General features: G+C 69.0%; 15 protein-coding genes. 13 read left to right on the top strand and 2 right to left on the bottom strand.

Annotation, left to right across the window (positions count from 1 at the left end; translation table 11 throughout):
• Positions 1-101 precede the first annotated feature (101 nt).
• The 5 genes from DSM104329_RS17995 to DSM104329_RS17975 all read left to right on the top strand — a co-directional run bounded on the left by DSM104329_RS17995 (position 102) and on the right by DSM104329_RS17975 (position 2,639).
• The gene (locus DSM104329_RS17995; RefSeq protein WP_259316231.1) at positions 102-704 is read left to right on the top strand and encodes a sulfite oxidase-like oxidoreductase; all 603 of its coding nucleotides are present in this window, start codon (positions 102-104) and stop codon (positions 702-704) included.
• The gene (locus tag DSM104329_RS17990) at positions 674-1,444 is read left to right on the top strand and encodes a ferredoxin reductase (protein WP_407655931.1); all 771 of its coding nucleotides are present in this window, start codon (positions 674-676) and stop codon (positions 1,442-1,444) included. Before DSM104329_RS17995 ends, DSM104329_RS17990 begins: the two co-directional genes overlap by 31 nt.
• A gap of 1 nt (position 1,445) precedes the next feature.
• The gene (locus tag DSM104329_RS17985; protein ID WP_259311230.1) at positions 1,446-1,712 is read left to right on the top strand and encodes a DUF6510 family protein; all 267 of its coding nucleotides are present in this window, start codon (positions 1,446-1,448) and stop codon (positions 1,710-1,712) included.
• Between the two features lie 27 nt (positions 1,713-1,739).
• Positions 1,740-2,237, top strand: coding sequence for a Dps family protein (locus DSM104329_RS17980; RefSeq protein ID WP_259311229.1), 498 nt, complete (start codon positions 1,740-1,742; stop codon positions 2,235-2,237).
• 120 nt (positions 2,238-2,357) lie between these two features.
• Positions 2,358-2,639 carry a hypothetical protein gene (locus tag DSM104329_RS17975; protein WP_259311228.1) on the top strand — a complete coding sequence of 94 codons (282 nt, stop codon included), beginning with the start codon at positions 2,358-2,360 and terminating at the stop codon, positions 2,637-2,639.
• A 1,005-nt stretch (positions 2,640-3,644) separates the two neighbouring features.
• Here DSM104329_RS17975 and DSM104329_RS17970 read toward each other — a convergent pair.
• Positions 3,645-4,076, bottom strand: a complete 432-nt coding sequence (locus tag DSM104329_RS17970) for a cupin domain-containing protein (RefSeq protein ID WP_259311227.1) — start codon at positions 4,074-4,076, stop codon at positions 3,645-3,647.
• A 435-nt stretch (positions 4,077-4,511) separates the two neighbouring features.
• Here DSM104329_RS17970 and DSM104329_RS17965 point away from each other — a divergent pair, with 435 nt between their 5' ends.
• Entirely contained in the window at positions 4,512-5,198 is a 687-nt protein-coding gene (locus DSM104329_RS17965; protein WP_259311226.1) for a response regulator transcription factor, read from the top strand.
• Here the strand turns inward: DSM104329_RS17965 and DSM104329_RS17960 are convergent.
• A complete protein-coding gene (locus tag DSM104329_RS17960; RefSeq protein WP_407655848.1) occupies positions 5,195-5,587 on the bottom strand; it encodes a LytR/AlgR family response regulator transcription factor in 393 nt (130 codons plus the stop codon). The genes DSM104329_RS17965 and DSM104329_RS17960 overlap by 4 nt on opposite strands.
• 200 nt (positions 5,588-5,787) lie before the next feature.
• On the opposite strand from DSM104329_RS17960, the gene DSM104329_RS17955 reads away from it, so the two are divergent.
• The 7 genes from DSM104329_RS17955 (at position 5,788) to DSM104329_RS17925 (ending at position 14,976) form a co-directional block, all read left to right on the top strand.
• Positions 5,788-6,708 (top strand): LysR family transcriptional regulator, encoded by a 921-nt coding sequence (locus DSM104329_RS17955; RefSeq protein ID WP_259311224.1) that lies wholly within the window; start codon positions 5,788-5,790, stop codon positions 6,706-6,708.
• Positions 6,709-7,086: 378 nt separating this feature from the next.
• Entirely contained in the window at positions 7,087-7,269 is a 183-nt protein-coding gene (locus DSM104329_RS17950; protein WP_259311223.1) for a hypothetical protein, read from the top strand.
• Positions 7,266-8,279 (top strand): patatin-like phospholipase family protein, encoded by a 1,014-nt coding sequence (locus DSM104329_RS17945; protein ID WP_259311222.1) that lies wholly within the window; start codon positions 7,266-7,268, stop codon positions 8,277-8,279. Before DSM104329_RS17950 ends, DSM104329_RS17945 begins: the two co-directional genes overlap by 4 nt.
• Before the next feature lie 2 nt (positions 8,280-8,281).
• Positions 8,282-8,548: a hypothetical protein gene (locus tag DSM104329_RS17940; protein ID WP_259311221.1), complete on the top strand. Its 267-nt coding sequence runs from the start codon at positions 8,282-8,284 to the stop codon at positions 8,546-8,548.
• 54 nt (positions 8,549-8,602) lie between these two features.
• Positions 8,603-8,995 carry a hypothetical protein gene (locus DSM104329_RS17935; protein WP_259311220.1) on the top strand — a complete coding sequence of 131 codons (393 nt, stop codon included), beginning with the start codon at positions 8,603-8,605 and terminating at the stop codon, positions 8,993-8,995.
• A 147-nt stretch (positions 8,996-9,142) separates the two neighbouring features.
• Positions 9,143-9,538: a LytR/AlgR family response regulator transcription factor gene (locus DSM104329_RS17930; RefSeq protein ID WP_259311219.1), complete on the top strand. Its 396-nt coding sequence runs from the start codon at positions 9,143-9,145 to the stop codon at positions 9,536-9,538.
• A gap of 287 nt (positions 9,539-9,825) precedes the next feature.
• Positions 9,826-14,976 (top strand): GAF domain-containing protein, encoded by a 5,151-nt coding sequence (locus DSM104329_RS17925; protein WP_259311218.1) that lies wholly within the window; start codon positions 9,826-9,828, stop codon positions 14,974-14,976.
• Positions 14,977-15,336: the final 360 nt, after the last annotated feature.

Genomic DNA, 15,336 nt, shown 5'->3' with positions numbered 1-15,336 from the left:
GCATTCGGTCCGTCGGCCGGCGGCATGCGTCGAGCGTGATCGCGTATCGGTTGATCGCCAGCTCCGCTGTCGGTGGAGCGATGGGCCGCCATGCTCAGCCCATGCCACCGTTCTCACGAGGTTTTCACGGCCGCCGTGCAGACGTCGATCCCGCGCGCGTGCCGCCGGGCCAGTACGTCACACGCGATTTTCCGGTGTTGTCGGCGGGACCGACGCCGCACACGCCGCTGGATGAATGGAGCTTGACGATCAGCGGCGCGGTGGAGGAGCCGGTGTCGTGGCCGTGGGAGGAGTTCGTCGCGCTGCCGCGCGAATCCGTGACCGTCGACATCCACTGCGTCACGAAGTGGTCCAAGCTCGACACGACCTGGACCGGGGTGTCGATCGACACTCTGCTGGAAGGCGTCGACACCGTCGCCGGCTACGTCACCGTGTGGTGTGACGGCGGCTATACGACCAACCTGCCGCTCGAGGACATCACCGGTGGCCGGGCGTGGATCGCCTACGAGTACGGGGACGAGCCGCTCGAGCCCGAGCACGGCGGCCCGGCGCGGCTGCTGGTCCCGCATCTGTACTTCTGGAAGAGCGCGAAGTGGGTCCGCGGGCTCGCGCTGCGCGAGGACGACGAGCCCGGCTTCTGGGAGGCCTACGGCTACCACAACTACGGCGATCCCTGGAAAGAGCAGCGCTATCAGGGGGACTGAGCGTGGCGCCGACCCACATCAAGTGGCGGCTCGCCGCCGTCAGAGACGTGATCGTCGAGACCCCCCGCGCGAAGACCCTGGTGCTGGATGTGCCAGGCTGGCACGGGCACTGCGCCGGCCAGCACGTCGACGTCCGTCTCACCGCCGAGGATGGATACCAGGCGCAGCGCTCCTACTCGATCGCCTCGGCGCCGGAGGACGCAACGCTTGCGCTGACGGTCGAACGGCTCGAGGACGGCGAGGTCTCGCCCTATCTGACCGACGAGCTGGGTCGCGGTGATGCGCTGGAGCTCCGTGGCCCGATCGGCGGGTACTTCGTGTGGCGCATCCAGGACGGCGGTCCGCTGCTGCTCGTGGCCGGGGGATCGGGGCTTGTGCCGTTGATGGCGATGGTGCGCCACCGTGCGGCGCAGTCGAGCACGGTGGACACGCGGCTGCTGCTGTCCGCTCGCTCCAGCGACGACGTCCTGTATCGCGACGAGCTGACACGGCTCGGCGGCGGCGACGGGCTCGCGGTGCATCAGACGTTCACGCGCCAGCCCCCGGCGGGCTGGCCGGGCTTCGCGCGCAGGATCGACGCGGACATGCTCAGCCGGGTCGGCCCGCCGGCGTCCCAACGGCCACGGATCTTCGTGTGCGGGCCGACGGCATTTGTCGAGCGGGCCGCCGATCTGCTCCTGGGCCTCGGCCACGACAGCGCCGCGATTCACCTCGAGCGATTCGGTGCCACAGGAGGATGAGATGAGCGACGACGCACGATGGTTGGACGGCAACGCGCTGGGCGGTCTTCTTCAGGAGTTGTTCGGTGCGGAGATGACCGCCGCGCCGCACACGTGCCAGTCATGCGGCACGCAGCGCCCCGTCGCCGCGCACCGCGTGTACCTCGGCGCTGGGGCGGTCCTGCGCTGCCCGGTCTGCGACAAGATCGCTGCCGTGGTGGCGACGCTGCCCGGCCGCCATGTGGTGCACCTCACCGGGGCGTGGCGGTTGGAGCTACCGCGCGCCTAGCTGAACCCGACAAAGGGAGAAACGATCATGGCCTCACCCAGCACCTCGAGTCATCTGCCGGCGCTCGCCGAGCCGCACTCACGGGCGGCGATCGCTCACGAGCTGGAGTCCACGATGCAAGAGCTCGTCGACCTGTCGCTGATCGGCAAGCAGCTGCACTGGGCCGTCATAGGACACGCCTTCCGGCCGGTGCATCAAGAGCTCGACGAGCTTGTCGCGTCCTGGCGCGATCTCGCCGATGTAGTCGCCGAGCGAGCGGTCGCCCTCGGCTACGTGCCGGACGGGCAAGCTCGCGCCGTCGCGGCCGGATCGCCGCTGTCGCAGGTCACGGCCGAGGCGACCGAGAGCCACGTCGTGGTACGGGCCATCACCGACCGGATCGCCCAGGTGAGCGAGACCGCGCGCGAGCGCATGGACCGGATCGCCGAGCGCGACGCGGTCTCCCAGGACGTGCTCGTCGACGTCGTACGCACGCTCGAACACCAGCAGTGGATGCTGCGCGCGCAGCTCAGCGATCGTGTCTGAGCCGTGCCGCTCCCGTACCCGGTTTTCGGGTGGTTCACGTATATCGCCGCGATGCAGAGGGTGAAATGGACAAGCAAGGTGACTCTGCCACACGCTTGACCGCGACCAGGTCGGCCGACCGTGTGCGGTTCGGCCATCGTGCCCGCCATGTGCGCCGGTTTTCACCGGTTCGCGCTGGCGCCATTCGCGCGGTTGGTGGGCGGCGAGGTGCAGTTGCACGCCGGCGATCTGTTGCTGCCTGAGGTGGCGGCTTCGGTCTTGATGATCGCTGCGCTCGTCGCGGCCGCTGTGCTGATTGCGTCGTGGTGGGCAACCGCGTTGCTGTTCGTCGTCCTGGTTGTCGAGATCGTGGTCCTGGTGGCGACGCTGCTTGACATCCTCGGGGACAGCGGCGAGGGATGATGGTCGTCCTGCGGTCACGTTCAACCGGCGACTTGCCCGTGTGGACGAAGGGCCTGATGGCGGTGGCCTGTCTTGTCGAGCTCCGGGTCCTGCTCGGGGCAGCGCTCGGGCGCCTTCGCGGCGACAGCGGCAGCAGCCGCAAACGCTGATCCGGACCCCCGAGTCCGGAGCCTTCCCTGGTCCGCTCGGCTGCGGCCAGCCCGTTCTCATGGCGCCGACGACCCGTTGTGGACCAGCGCTCGCCTCCGCCGTGACCGGCAGCGCCTGGGGCCCGTCGCCCGCACGACCTCCATCCGTGATTCGCGTCGCCAAGCCATCAAGGAGGAGATCGGAGGCGCGAAGCGAGTGTCGGCCCTGGCTCAGCCAATGCGGCCTGCGCGGTCGGCGCCGCGTGAAGACTGACCCTCCCTCGGCCCGGGCAGGTCTGTCAGTTCGACCGGTGGTGATCGTCGACGAGGTCGGCTGCATCCGGTCGAGGCGCGAAGCCGCCAACCGGATGTTCATGGTGGTCTCACGCGCGAGAACGCGCCTCGCTGCTGGTCACCAGCAACGAAGCCGTTCTCGAGCCGGCGCGAGATGTTCGGCGACGACGTCGTCGCGCCGCCGCGATGGTCGACCGACTCGTCGACCAGGCCGAGATCTTCGCCCTCGAAGGTCGCTGGCCACCGCCTCAGCGACCGCGACCTCGCCCGAACCGCGGCGCCCACCGACTGAGCGGCGGGCGGCGCGCCGGCTCGCCCTACGGGCTCGCCTCCGCGCCGCCCGCCGCGAAGCCCGGCAGGGGCGTCACTCTTCAACCGGCGCCAGAGCGTCCAGGTTCGGTGACTTGACTCTCAGGGGCGCCCATCCGCCGATGCCAGCAGTCGCAGCGGCCAAGTCCCACAGCGCTGAAGCTCAGCGGCGACGTTCTCATGGGGACTCCCAACCGCCTGCTCTCCGTCGCAGGTCGCGACGGCCGTCGGGAGGACGTCGCCGGCGGGCGGCGCCACTCCCGACCGCGCGCAGTCAGCCGGTCGGAGCGGGCTGGTGCAGGACGATGCCGAACCGATCCGGATCCGCATCGCCGTCGTCGCGGGGAACGAAGAAGTACTCCGCGCCCGCCGGCTCGACGGTGACGAGCAGCCGCGCCTCATCACCGCGCACCGTCAGGCCATGCGGCACGTCCTTGGGGAGCGCCGCATAGGACCCGGCCTCCACTTCGATTCGCTGGTCACCGACGAACGCGGTGATCGAGCCTTCGAGAACGTAGATGGTCTCGTCCTCGCGCGTGTGGGTGTGAATCGGTGGCTCGTCGCCGGCGCGGACCTGCCATTCCACGACGGCCCAGTCGCCGCCCGCCTGCTCACCGGCCAGCTTGAGCTCGGCGCTCGAGCCACTCCCGTACGTGACGGTGCGCCCGGCGCGCGGTCCAGTGAGCACAGGGTCCTTGAGGGACATTGCGATTACCCTTCTGGTAGGGGACTCACACCGAGACCGAGCGGCTTCGTCACCTTGGACGTGGGCCGTCTCGAGCATGGTGATGATCCATGTGATTACTCGCGTGATCTGACCGTAGGCAAGCACTTCGAGGCGCTCGAACGTGATGGCCGATCAGCGGGTAAGAGGTGACGATCGCGTTGCCCGACGGCTCGCTCGCTTCGCCCGGTGCCACCGGAGTGCCGCTCCCGCGTGCATCACCGCGCCGGGGCGGGGCGTGCGTGCGAGCAGGTCCGTCACCGCTTCGACGGCCGGCCCCGGCGACGGCGTCGCAGCACGATCATGCGCCCGACCGAGGCTCCGGCGAGCGATCCACGTCAAAGGTCTGACCGGTGGTTCTCCTCCAGAGGGGCTCTGGCCTGGTTTCGCCGGCCTTGCTGCGGGATACTCACCCGGGTGACCCATGTAGATCCGGACGGCACCGAGGGCACGCGCGTCGTCCTCGCCGAGGACGACGTGCTGATGCGCGAGGGCCTCGCGAGCCTGCTCGAGCGCGGCGGGTACGAGGTCATCGGCCAAGCAGGTGACGGGTCTGAACTGATGCGGCTGGTGGGCGAGCAACAGCCGAATCTCGCGATCGTCGACATTCGCATGCCTCCGGCGCATAGGACGGAGGGCCTGGAGGCCGCCCAGGCGATCCGCGAGCAGTTTCCGGAGACGGCGCTCTTGATCCTGTCCGCCCACGTCGAAGTGGAGCACGCGATGACGTTGCTCGCGAGCGGGCCCCGCATCGGCTACATGCTCAAGAGCCGCGTCACCGATGTCGACGAGTTCCTCGACGCCGTGGGCCGAATCAGCCGCGGCGGTTCGGTCGTCGACCCCGCATTGGTGCAAGAGCTCGTTGCAGCTCGGGAGGTCGACGATCCGCTCGAGGAACTCACTCGCCGCGAGCGCGAGGTGCTCGCTCTGATGGCCGAAGGCCGCTCAAATGCCGGGATCGGCCGGCGCCTGTGGATCACCGAGGGAACCGTCGAGAAGCACGTGCACAGCATCCTGACGAAGCTGCGACTGCCCGAGACCAACGACGATCATCGCCGCGTGCTCGCGGTGGTCGTCTTTCTCGACGCGTGCCAGACGAGCTAGGACGCTTCCGCGGCTCGATCGTCGAGATCGGTGAGCATCCGTCGGATCCGCTCCGCTGACAGCTCGGTCTTCGCCAGGAATCCGATCGCCGGGCTCGTCTCGATCAACTCGGCGTATTCGGCCGCATCGTGAGTCGAGATCAAGATCAGGCGGGTCAGCGCCGCCTTCTCTGGTTGGTCGCTCACCTGGCGGGCCAGCTCGAATCCGCTTTCCCCGCTGAGGTCGATGTCGATCAGCGCGACATCCGGCCGCAGCTCGGCGATCTGCCGAAGCGCCTCGGTCGAGGATCCGGCGCCCCCGACGACCTCGAGCCCCTGTTCGGTCAGCAGCGCGCGGATCTCCTCTCGGAAGCCCGTGTTGTCGTCGACGATGAAAACACGCACAGACATGCCGTCCTCACGATGGCAAAAGCGGGCCGCACCGCACCATTGGTGCTAGCCCCCAAAGCGGGGACCCGGGTAGCCCGGCCCAGCTAGCGTGCAGACCAAGGTTGGAGGGTGGCCGGGGCCTGGATTGGGCGCTGGCCGTGAAGACGCGGAGCCTCTCCTTGGCGATGCTGCACAGGCACCGACCAAATGGACGGGAGACCATGGAGCTTCGTCACCTCAGATACTTTGTCGCAGTCGCCGAGGAGTTGCATTTCAGGCGGGCGGCTGAGCGACTGCACGTCGCTCAACCAGCGGTCTCAGAGCAGGTTCGCAAGCTCGAGGACGAGCTCGGCGTTCGGCTGTTTGATCGCACGAAGCGAAGCGTCGAGCTGACGTACGCGGGCGGCGCAATGCTGCCCCACGCATATCGGGTGCTACGTCAGGCAGACGCAGCGCAGCTGGCGGCCCGCAGCGCAAGCGAACGTCCGGGCCGTGTCCTGCGGATTGGCTACGTGCCGACAGCGTTGCTGACCAGCGTCCCGCGCACTCTGCGGCGTGTTGTCACCAGCATGCCCAATCTTCAGGCGACGCTCGAGCCGGGGTCCGGCCTTGAGCTTGTCGATGCGGTGCGCACAGGCGACCTGGACGTCGCAGTCGTGTCGCTTCCAGTTCCTGCGAGCGGAGTTCGCGTGACACCGCTGGGTGAGCAGCGAGCCGTGGCGGTGTTCGCGGTCGGCCACGAGCACGCCGTGAAGGCTTGCGTCAGCCTCGCGCAGATCGCTCCGGAGCGGATCGTCGTGCCTCCGCGCGATGCAGATCGGCCGTTCTATGACGCCGTGCTGGCAGCTTGCTCCGCCGCCGGCGTGGCGCCCACCCTCGTCGAGATGCCCGACGGTCACGTCGACCACGTGTTGCTGGCGGTCGCGTCGGGTGCCGGGATGGCGCTGCTACCCGAATGCGTCGGCGAGCGCTACGCGGATGCGGGCGTTCGCTTCGTCCCACTGGACGGCGACAGCCCGGTCTTGGCGACAGCGATCGTCTCCGCTCGGCACACCGAGCATCTACCGACCGTTGCGCTTCTGCGAGCCGTGGCGCGCACGCCGAACCGGGTTGCTTCGGACCGAGGCCTGGTCGCCGCATGAGACTGCCCCCCTCAACGGCCACCACCGTGCAGGCGGTCGTTGGCGCCGGTGTCGCCTTCGTTGGAGTGCGGCTTGGCGCGGCCGGTCGTCGCCCTCATCCGGTGCCCCGGACTCCTCACGCGGGGGTCGCCGACACACGTGCCGGCGACGATCCTCAACGCGACGCTCAGACGGGCGCCGGTCTGGCTGCGCTCGCCTACGAACTGCTTGACGCTCACGCGGACACGGCCGAGTTGGCGGATGGTCTCCGATGCGACTGGTCCTGGGCGGCGCACCTTGACTACCTGTGCGCGCTGCAGCGCAAGGGCCGGGAGATGCTTGCGGCGACCGCTCCCCAGGAGCTGCCGCCTTCCAGTTGGGTTGATTTGGGATCGCGCGATGTTCGTTGAGCTCGACACCCGATCCGGCGACGGCCTCACCGTGAGGCTCGAGTGGGATCGCGAGACCGGCAATACGCAGATCGTCGTCTACGACGCTCGGCGCGATGACCTGATTGCGTTCGGCGTTCCCGCGCCCAACGCGGCCGACGCGTTTCGCCACCCGTTCCGGTACGTGCCATGAACCATCCACGCGTCGGCTCCGGAGATGGCGTCCTTGCCCAGCGCGGGCGAATCACCGCCGTCGGCACCCACCGCCCGCGTACCGCATTCGTTCTGTCGGGCGGCGCGAGCCTTGCTGCGGCGCAGGTCGGGATGCTGCAGGCGCTGTACGAGCACCGAATCGAGCCTGACCTCCTCGTCGGGACATCTGCCGGAGCACTCAACGCGGCGTTCATCGCGTCGCGGCCGCAAACCGCCGCGACGGCTCGCATGCTTGCGCGCATCTGGGGCGATCTCCGCCGTGAAGACCTGTTCCCGGTGAGCATGAGCGCCCTTATCGGCGGTTTCTGCGGACGACGCGACCATCTGGTTCCCGACCGCGGGCTGCGAGCACTCACGCACCGATACCTCGAGTTCGCGGACCTCGCCGAGGCTCCCATTCCGCTGCATGTCGTCGCGTTCGATCTGAACGAGGGCCGCGAGGTGCTGCTCTCCGAAGGACCTGCCGTCGATTCGATCGCAGCGTCCGCGTCGATCCCCGGGATATATCCCGCCGTGGCGATGGGCGAGCGACGCCTGGTCGACGGTGGCGTCGTCAACAACGCACCGATCTCCCACGCCGTCGCGCTCGGCGCCGAGCGGATCTACGTGCTTCCCGCCCAGCGTCGCGACCGACCGTCCGAGCGTCCCGCGAAGACCGCGCTCGACGCTGCGATCTACGGACTCGGGCTCCTGGTCACGAGCCGACTCGAATCCGACATCGCCCGATACGCGGGCGATGCCGAGATCGTGGTCATGCCCGCGCCGAACTCGGCCGGCGTGCAGCCGACGAGCTTCGAGCACTCTGGCGCCCTGATCGCCGAAGCGCTCGCCGCCGGCCGCAGGGAGCTGGGCGCGCAGTCCGGTCACCCGCACCTGCGACTCGTCAGCGACTCCCGTGACGGCTTGCCCGCTCAGCGCCGACGGCGACCACTGGCCGCGCGCGAAACGGTGAGTGCCCGTGCCCTGTATGCCCAGAAGAAGGGGAGCTAGAGATGATGCCCTCGGTCGAGCGGTATCCGATCGTGATCACCTGCTACGGCAGCCGGCGGCGGCCCGGACGGGTGATGCCGCTTGAAGACGAAGGCTGGCGGGTCGACTGGACAGATGGTGTCGTGACGCTGTACCGCCGCGACCCACGCGCGCACCTGCGGCTCGGATACGACCCCGGACACCTGCGTCGCGATGATGACCGCTTCAGCCGGGCACCACTGCAGGCGTCGATGCTGGCCCGTGCGTCGCGTCTCGTCGGCAGGAGTTGAACGGCGCGTCAGGTCCGGGGGCTGTTGTGTACGTACCGAGCGCGCACCTCGTCGGTGAGTTGGGCGATCGGCGACAGCCGACTCGCGGGGCGGCGCCGCGTCCACACGCTCGGCGTGACCGTCGCGGCGCCGGGAGCGATTTGGGTGATGACTTCGGTGAATCGACATCTCGATAGGAAGCTGGTGGACAGATTCGTCGACGCATATGTCGACTGGCGGGAGGAGTGCGTCTGCGTGTGGGAGGCCCATGAGCAGTGGTCGGCCGCCTCTTCGCCCGACCGCCGGCTCGCTTTCTCGTGCTACCGGGCGGCACTCGAACGCGAGGAGCATGCCTCGCGGGTGTATGCCGAGCTGGTCGCTCGGCTCTCGGTTGCTGCGCAGCGGCCGATGGGCAGCGCTGCGAGCGTCCTCGGCGCGCTGCGAAGGAAGTCGCCGGTTGTGGTGTAGCTCGATTGTCGATGTGGTCGTCTGCCGCCCTGGCGGGGTGAGCTCGATCGCTTCCTGTTGACCATTGGGGCTATCCGGGTGCCTGTTCTGGGGGGTAGCACCAATGGTGCGCCGCGGCCGTTCCTGGAATCGTGCACGTCCGACCTCTTGCGCTATCTGATCGTCGACGACAACGCGAGCTTCAGAGCGGAGATGCGCGGTCTGCTCGTGGAGCAGGGCCTCGAGGTCGTCGGGGAAGCCGCGTCCGTGGCCGAGGGACTTCGGCAGATCGCCGAACTGCGGCCAGACGTCGCACTCGTCGACATCGATCTCGGCGGCGAAAGCGGCTTCGAGCCCGCTCGCCGGTTGTCCAAGGAGCCGAGGGATGGCGCCGCCCCCTACGTGATCCTGATCTCCACCTATGACGAGGCCGAGTACGCGGACCTCATCCGGGCGAGCTCGGCCATCGGGTTTCTGGCGAAGAGCGAACTGTCCGCGGCGAGCGTCCGTCGGATGCTCGCCTCGATCGATGGCGACGAGGCCGACGAGGCCCAACTGGTCTGATGATCGTGGGTCTACGACCGGCCGGCCATGGCTGACCCCTCCCGCCGCGTCGAGGAGCTCCTCGATATCGGTAACGCGACGGTTGAGCATGTAGCCGGTGCGACCGCCTCTCGCGAGGATCGGCGAAACGCAGCTCAGCCTGCTGGGAAGCACGGACTGCCCAGAACCGGTCTGCGGATGGACTCGAACGCTCGCCGAACGGTCCGCCCGGGCGTATGATCGCCAGGGGGATGCCATCGCCGTGGCAAGCAGTCGGAGCGCACACTGATCTGCTGACGCGCGCTCGAGTGCTGCAGAGGCGCTGGGACCACCTGGTCGGCGAGGGCGCGCTCGGTGAGGGGGCCCTCGGCCCCGAGCTCCCTCCGGAGATGACGGCGGGATTGCGACCCGCGATCGTCGACTCGTGGCGGCGCACGCTGGCCACGGGCCTGGAGGCGATCGATCCGCTGCCCGCGATCGAGGCGGACCCGTCAGAGACGCGTGAGCGCTGGCTCGAGCATCCGCTCGGACTGCTCAGGCACGTGCTCGCAGAGCCACTTCAGATGCTGGCCGAGGAGTCCAACAGCCTGGTCCAGGTGACCGATGCGTCCGGGCTCACGCTCTATCTGGGCGGCGCCGAGTGGCTCAAGGCGAAGGCCGCCGAGATGAATCTCGTCGAGGGCGCGCGGTGCAGCGAAACCGTCAACGGCACGAACGGCGTCGGTACGGCGCTGGCGGCAGATCACCCGGTCCAGGTGTTCGCCTTCGAGCACTTCAGCTACCACCACCGCGAATGGGTCTGCTCCGGCGCTCCGATCCACGATCCGGTCTCCGGCCGGCTCATGGGGGTCATCGATCTCTCGAGCCCCTGGAGGATCGCCCACCCCGGAAGCCTGGAGCTCGTGGCCGGTGCGGCGAGGACGACGGAGCAATGCCTGCTGGAGCACCGGCGCGACCAGGACGACCGCCTTCGGCGTCGCTACGGCGATCTCACGACGAAGAGCAGCGATCTGCTCGTCAACCGAGAGGGCTACCTGCTCATCGGCGACCGCCTGGCGCACCCAAAGCCACTCGACATTCCCGAGAGCGGTGGCGAGATCGCCATGGGCGACGGATCGCTCGCCGTGGCAGAGCCGCTGGGTCAGGGCGAGGCCTATCTCGTCCGCCGGTCAGACCGACGGCGCGCCAGGGCCGCACCGGGCGAGGCGCTCGGCAGGGCCGAAGAGCGCGCTCGCGAACCTGGGAGGAAGCGAGCTGCCCCGCCGCGCGGGGACGCTTGTGAGCGCGCCGCGGAAGTCGAGGAGGGCTGGCCGCGCCCGAGGGCGGGGGAGCACCTGAGCGCGTATCTGGAGGCGGCCATCGATTGCGTCATCGTGGCGGACGCGTCAGGGCGCATCGTCGAGTTCAACCCGGCCGCCGAACGGACGTTCGGCTATTCCCGCACGGAGGCGCTCGGGCGGACGATGGCCGAGCTGATCGTGCCGCCTTCGCTTCGCGAGCGCCACAGCGCCGCCTTCGCTCGCTTCGTGAAGACCCGCGAAGGGAACATGCTCGGGCGCCGGGTGGAGCTCACCGGCATGCGCGCGGACGGCAGCGAGTTTCCTGTCGAGCTGGCGCTGAGCCTGGTCGAGGCCGAGCCGGTCCTCATCTGCGGCGCGCTGCGCGACATCTCTGCGACGAAACGGGCCGAGAGGCATCTGCGCGAGCTCGCCGAGGAGCAGGCCGCCTTGCGGCAGGTCGCAACCCTCGTCGCCTACGAGTCGTCTCCTGAACGCCTCGTCGCTGTCGTTGCCGAGGAGGTCGCGCGCGTCTTCGAGGTCTCATTGGTCAGACTGATCCGCTACGAGCCGACCGCCGCGGTCGTGGTAGGCGGCTTCAGCGAGACTGGCGACGAGCCGTTCCCGATCGGCTCGCGCTGGCAGTTCGACACGCCGGGGCTCCTGGCAACGATCCGGCGTACTGGTCGCGCCGCGCGCGTCGAGGACTACGAGCAGGTGCCCGGGGACAGCGCTGGTGCGGTTCGGGCGGCAGGGATGCGCTCTGCGGTCGGAAGCCCGATTGTCGTCGGAGGGGGCGTGTGGGGCGCGATGGTGCTTCTCTCGCCGCGAAGCGCATCGCTTCCCGAAGACACGGGCGCGCGGCTGGCAGACTTCACGGATCTCGTCGCGACGGCGCTCGCGAACGCCGAGTCGCGCGCCGCACTCAGCCAGCTCGCTGACGAGCAGGCGGCGCTGCGGCGCGTGGCAACACTCGTAGCCCGCGAAGCCTCGCCGGTCGAGCTCTTGGAGACGGTCGCGGAAGAGGTGGCGCGAGTATTGGACGTGGAGGCCGTCGGGATGCTTCGCTTTGAGCGCGACGGGACGGCCACGCTCGTCGCGCAGTCAGATACCCCGTGGGACCCGCCTCCGCTGGGCGCCCGCTTCACGCTGGAGGGCGAGAACGTCGTCACCGCCGTATTTCGAACGAGGGAGGCCGCTCGCCTCGACGATTGGGCGAAGGCCACGGGCCCGGTCGCCGAAATGGCGCGTGTCCTGGGCATTCGTTCGAGCGTCGCCACTCCGATTGTCGCCGAAGGCAGGCTGTGGGGCACGCTGATCGCCGTCACGAGTCAGAGCGAGCCTCTTCCGCTAGAGACCGACTCGCGGATCGCGGAGTTCACCGAGTTGGTCGCGACGGCAATTGCCAACGCGGAAGCGCGTGACGAGCTGTCGAGGCTCGTGGAGGAGCAGGCGGCGCTACGGCGAGTCGCGACGCTCGTCGCCGAGGGCGCCGCGCCCGCTGAGGTGTTCGACGCCGTCATCGCCGAGGTCGGCCAGCTGCTCGGAGCAGCCCAGACCGGCTTGGCCCGCTACGAGAACGAGCACGAGATCTCGGTCCTGGCGATTCGCGGCCAGAGCCCTGAGATCGTCCGCACCGGAGTGCGTCTGCCGCTCGACGGCGACAGCGTGAATGCCCGCATCCTGCGCACGGGACGCTCGGCGCGACTCGATTTCGCCGAAGGCGGGAGCGGCACCATCGCCGAGGTACTCCGTCGCGACGACGTCAACGCCACGGTCGGGGCGCCGATCGTCGTCGACGGCGCGCTTTGGGGCGTGATCGCGGCGAGCTGGAGAGGGGATGACCAACCGCCCGCCAACGCGGAGAAGCGGGTTGAGAAGTTCACCGAGCTGGTGGCCACCGCGATCGCGAATACCGAGAGCCGCGCCGAGCTGGCCGCCTCGGAGGCGCGCGCGCGCGCCCTCGCCGGAGAGCAAGCGGCCCTGCGCCGAGTCGCGACGCTCGTCGCGAAGGGCACGAGCTCCGACGAGTTGTTCGCCGCCGTCGTAAGGGAGGTCGCGGACGTCATCGATGTGCCTCTCGTGGCCCTGCAGCGTTACGGCCCTGACCGGACGTTCACGATGGTGGGCATCGCCGGCGAGACGAGCTTCACGGTCGGGAGTCGTTGGCCTGTCGAGGACGAGGGCGTGGCCGGGATGATCCTCGCCACCGGGCGCCCGGCGCGGAAGCAGGACTACACGACGATGCCGGGACCGCTGGGCGCCGCCGTCAGAGAGGACGGGATGCTCTCGATCGTCGGCGTCCCGATCGTCGTCGACGGCTCCATCTGGGGGTTCATGACCGGAGCGGCCAAGCAGGGTGCAAGGATCCCCGCCGGCACCGAAGAGCATTTCGCCCGATTCACCGAGCTGGTCGCGACCGCGATCGCGGACAGTCAGGCCCGCGACCGCCTCGCGCAGCTGGCCTACGAGCAGGCGGCGCTGCGGAGGGTGGCCACGATGGTCGCCCGCGCGCCGGTGTCAGAGCAGCTCTTCTCCACCGTCGCTCGAGAGGTCGCATCCGTCTTGGACGCGCCCGGCGTGATCGTCACGCGCTACGACGCCGACGGAACGGCTCTCACGCTCGGCGAGGCATTTCGGCCCGACCTCGCAGGAGCGGAGCGATTCCTCGGCGTCGGTACCAGGACGCCACGAGAGCCTGGAAGCCTCGCTGCGGCAGTCTTTGACACGCGCGGCCCCGCGCGAGTCGATGACTTCTCGACGGCGCCGGGAATGGTTGGGGAGCTTGCGCGTGCGGCGCAGCTCGGTTCCGGTTGTGCGGGTCCAATCGTGGTCAATGGAGCCGTGTGGGGCAAGATGTGCGTCTTCTCGCGGGCAGGGGTGCCACTTCCCGCGGGAACGGAGGATCGTCTCCACGACTTCATCGAGCTGGTTGCCACGGCGATCGCGAACTACGAGGCGCGCGCCGAGCTGGCAGCGTCGGAGGCGCGCGCTCGCGAGCTGGCCGACGAGCAGGCGGCGCTGCGGCGGGTGGCCACGCTGGTGGCGCGCGGCGTCAGCCCTGAGGAGATCTTCTCGGCGGTCACGAACGAAATGGGGGGCCTGTTCGACTCCTCGCAAGCGTACGTCGGGCGCTTCGAAGCCGATGGATCGGCGATGGTCGTCGTTGGCGTGAGCGACGGCATCCGCGGGGTCTCGACCGGATCGCGCTGGGAGCTCGAGGACTACATGGCATCGACGCTGGTCCACCGGACAGGTCGCCACGCCCGCGTCGAGCGGAGCGACTTCGAACACATCTCCGGCCGGATGGCTGACCTGCTTCGGGAGATCGGCGCCGTCTCATCGGTTGGGGCCCCGATCGTTGTCGAGGGGCAGCAATGGGGCTTCGTGACGGTCACGGCCATGAACAAACGCCTCCCGGTCAACGCGGAGAAGCGCCTCGAGAAGTTCGCCGAGCTGCTGGGCACCGCGATCGCAAACGCCGACAGCCGAGCAGAGCTCGCCGCCTCACGCGCGCGCATAGTTGCAGCCGGCGACGACGCCCGCCGCCGCATCGAGCGCGACCTGCACGACGGAGCACAGCAGCGACTCGTCACCCTGACCGTCGCGCTCCGCAGGGCCGGTGCGAAGCTTCCGACGGGAGCCGACGAGCTCCGCGCCGATCTCACCCGCGTTGCGGATGGTCTGACGATGGCCATCGACGAACTGCGTGAGCTCTCACGCGGTATCCATCCATCGATCCTCTCCGAGGGGGGTCTCTCGCCGGCGCTGAAAGCACTCGGGCGCCGCTCTCCAGTCCGCGTCAAGCTCGACATGGGCTTCGAGCAACGGCTCCCGGACCATGTCGAGGTAGCCGCCTACTACACCGTCTCGGAGGCGCTCACCAACGCGTCAAAGCACGCGAACGCCACGCGCGTGTGGGTCTCCCTCCGTGTCGAGGACGACATGCTTGTGCTTTCGATTCGCGATAACGGTGTGGGCGGCGCGGACTCCAACCGAGGGTCCGGACTGACGGGGCTGCGGGATCGAATCGAGGCGCTCGGAGGTCGGATACAGATCGAGAGCCCGTCCGGAAGCGGAACGCTCATCGAGGTGGAGATCCCAATCGCGGGAACAGCTGACTCAAACCGCAAGCCGAACGAGCTGTTGGCACAGGCGACGATGCCCTACGCCTCTGGCTGATCGCGCGACCGCAGCTCGCGCGGCGAGTCACGCCGACGATCCCGCGTTCTGGCAGGCCACATTGGCTGCGGTCAGACCTTCGAGCGCCATCCCGACCGGGACGTCCTGGGTGCCCTGGCGACCCAGCGTGAGATTGAGCGTCTGCTTTTGCGTTGTGCCGCGGCAGGCGATGAGCGGCTTGATGCCGCGCCGCCAGAGCAGCGGGCGGCACTTGTCGTGGTCATAGCCACGGTCGGCGATGACGAGGTCGGGCTTCTGGCGCGGCCGGCCGCTCTTGCCGGCGATCGGCCATGGGTGGAACTCCCGGTTCTCGTTGACGAGCGGGCGGGGGTCGCCGTCATGCCGACGAGTGTCGCCTCC

Origin of the sequence: Capillimicrobium parvum (assembly GCF_021172045.1) — a bacterium.
Taxonomy (GTDB): domain Bacteria; phylum Actinomycetota; class Thermoleophilia; order Solirubrobacterales; family Solirubrobacteraceae; genus Capillimicrobium; species Capillimicrobium parvum.
The sequence above is the reverse complement of the archived record's forward strand: the minus strand, read 5'-3'. Positions and strand labels throughout refer to the sequence as shown.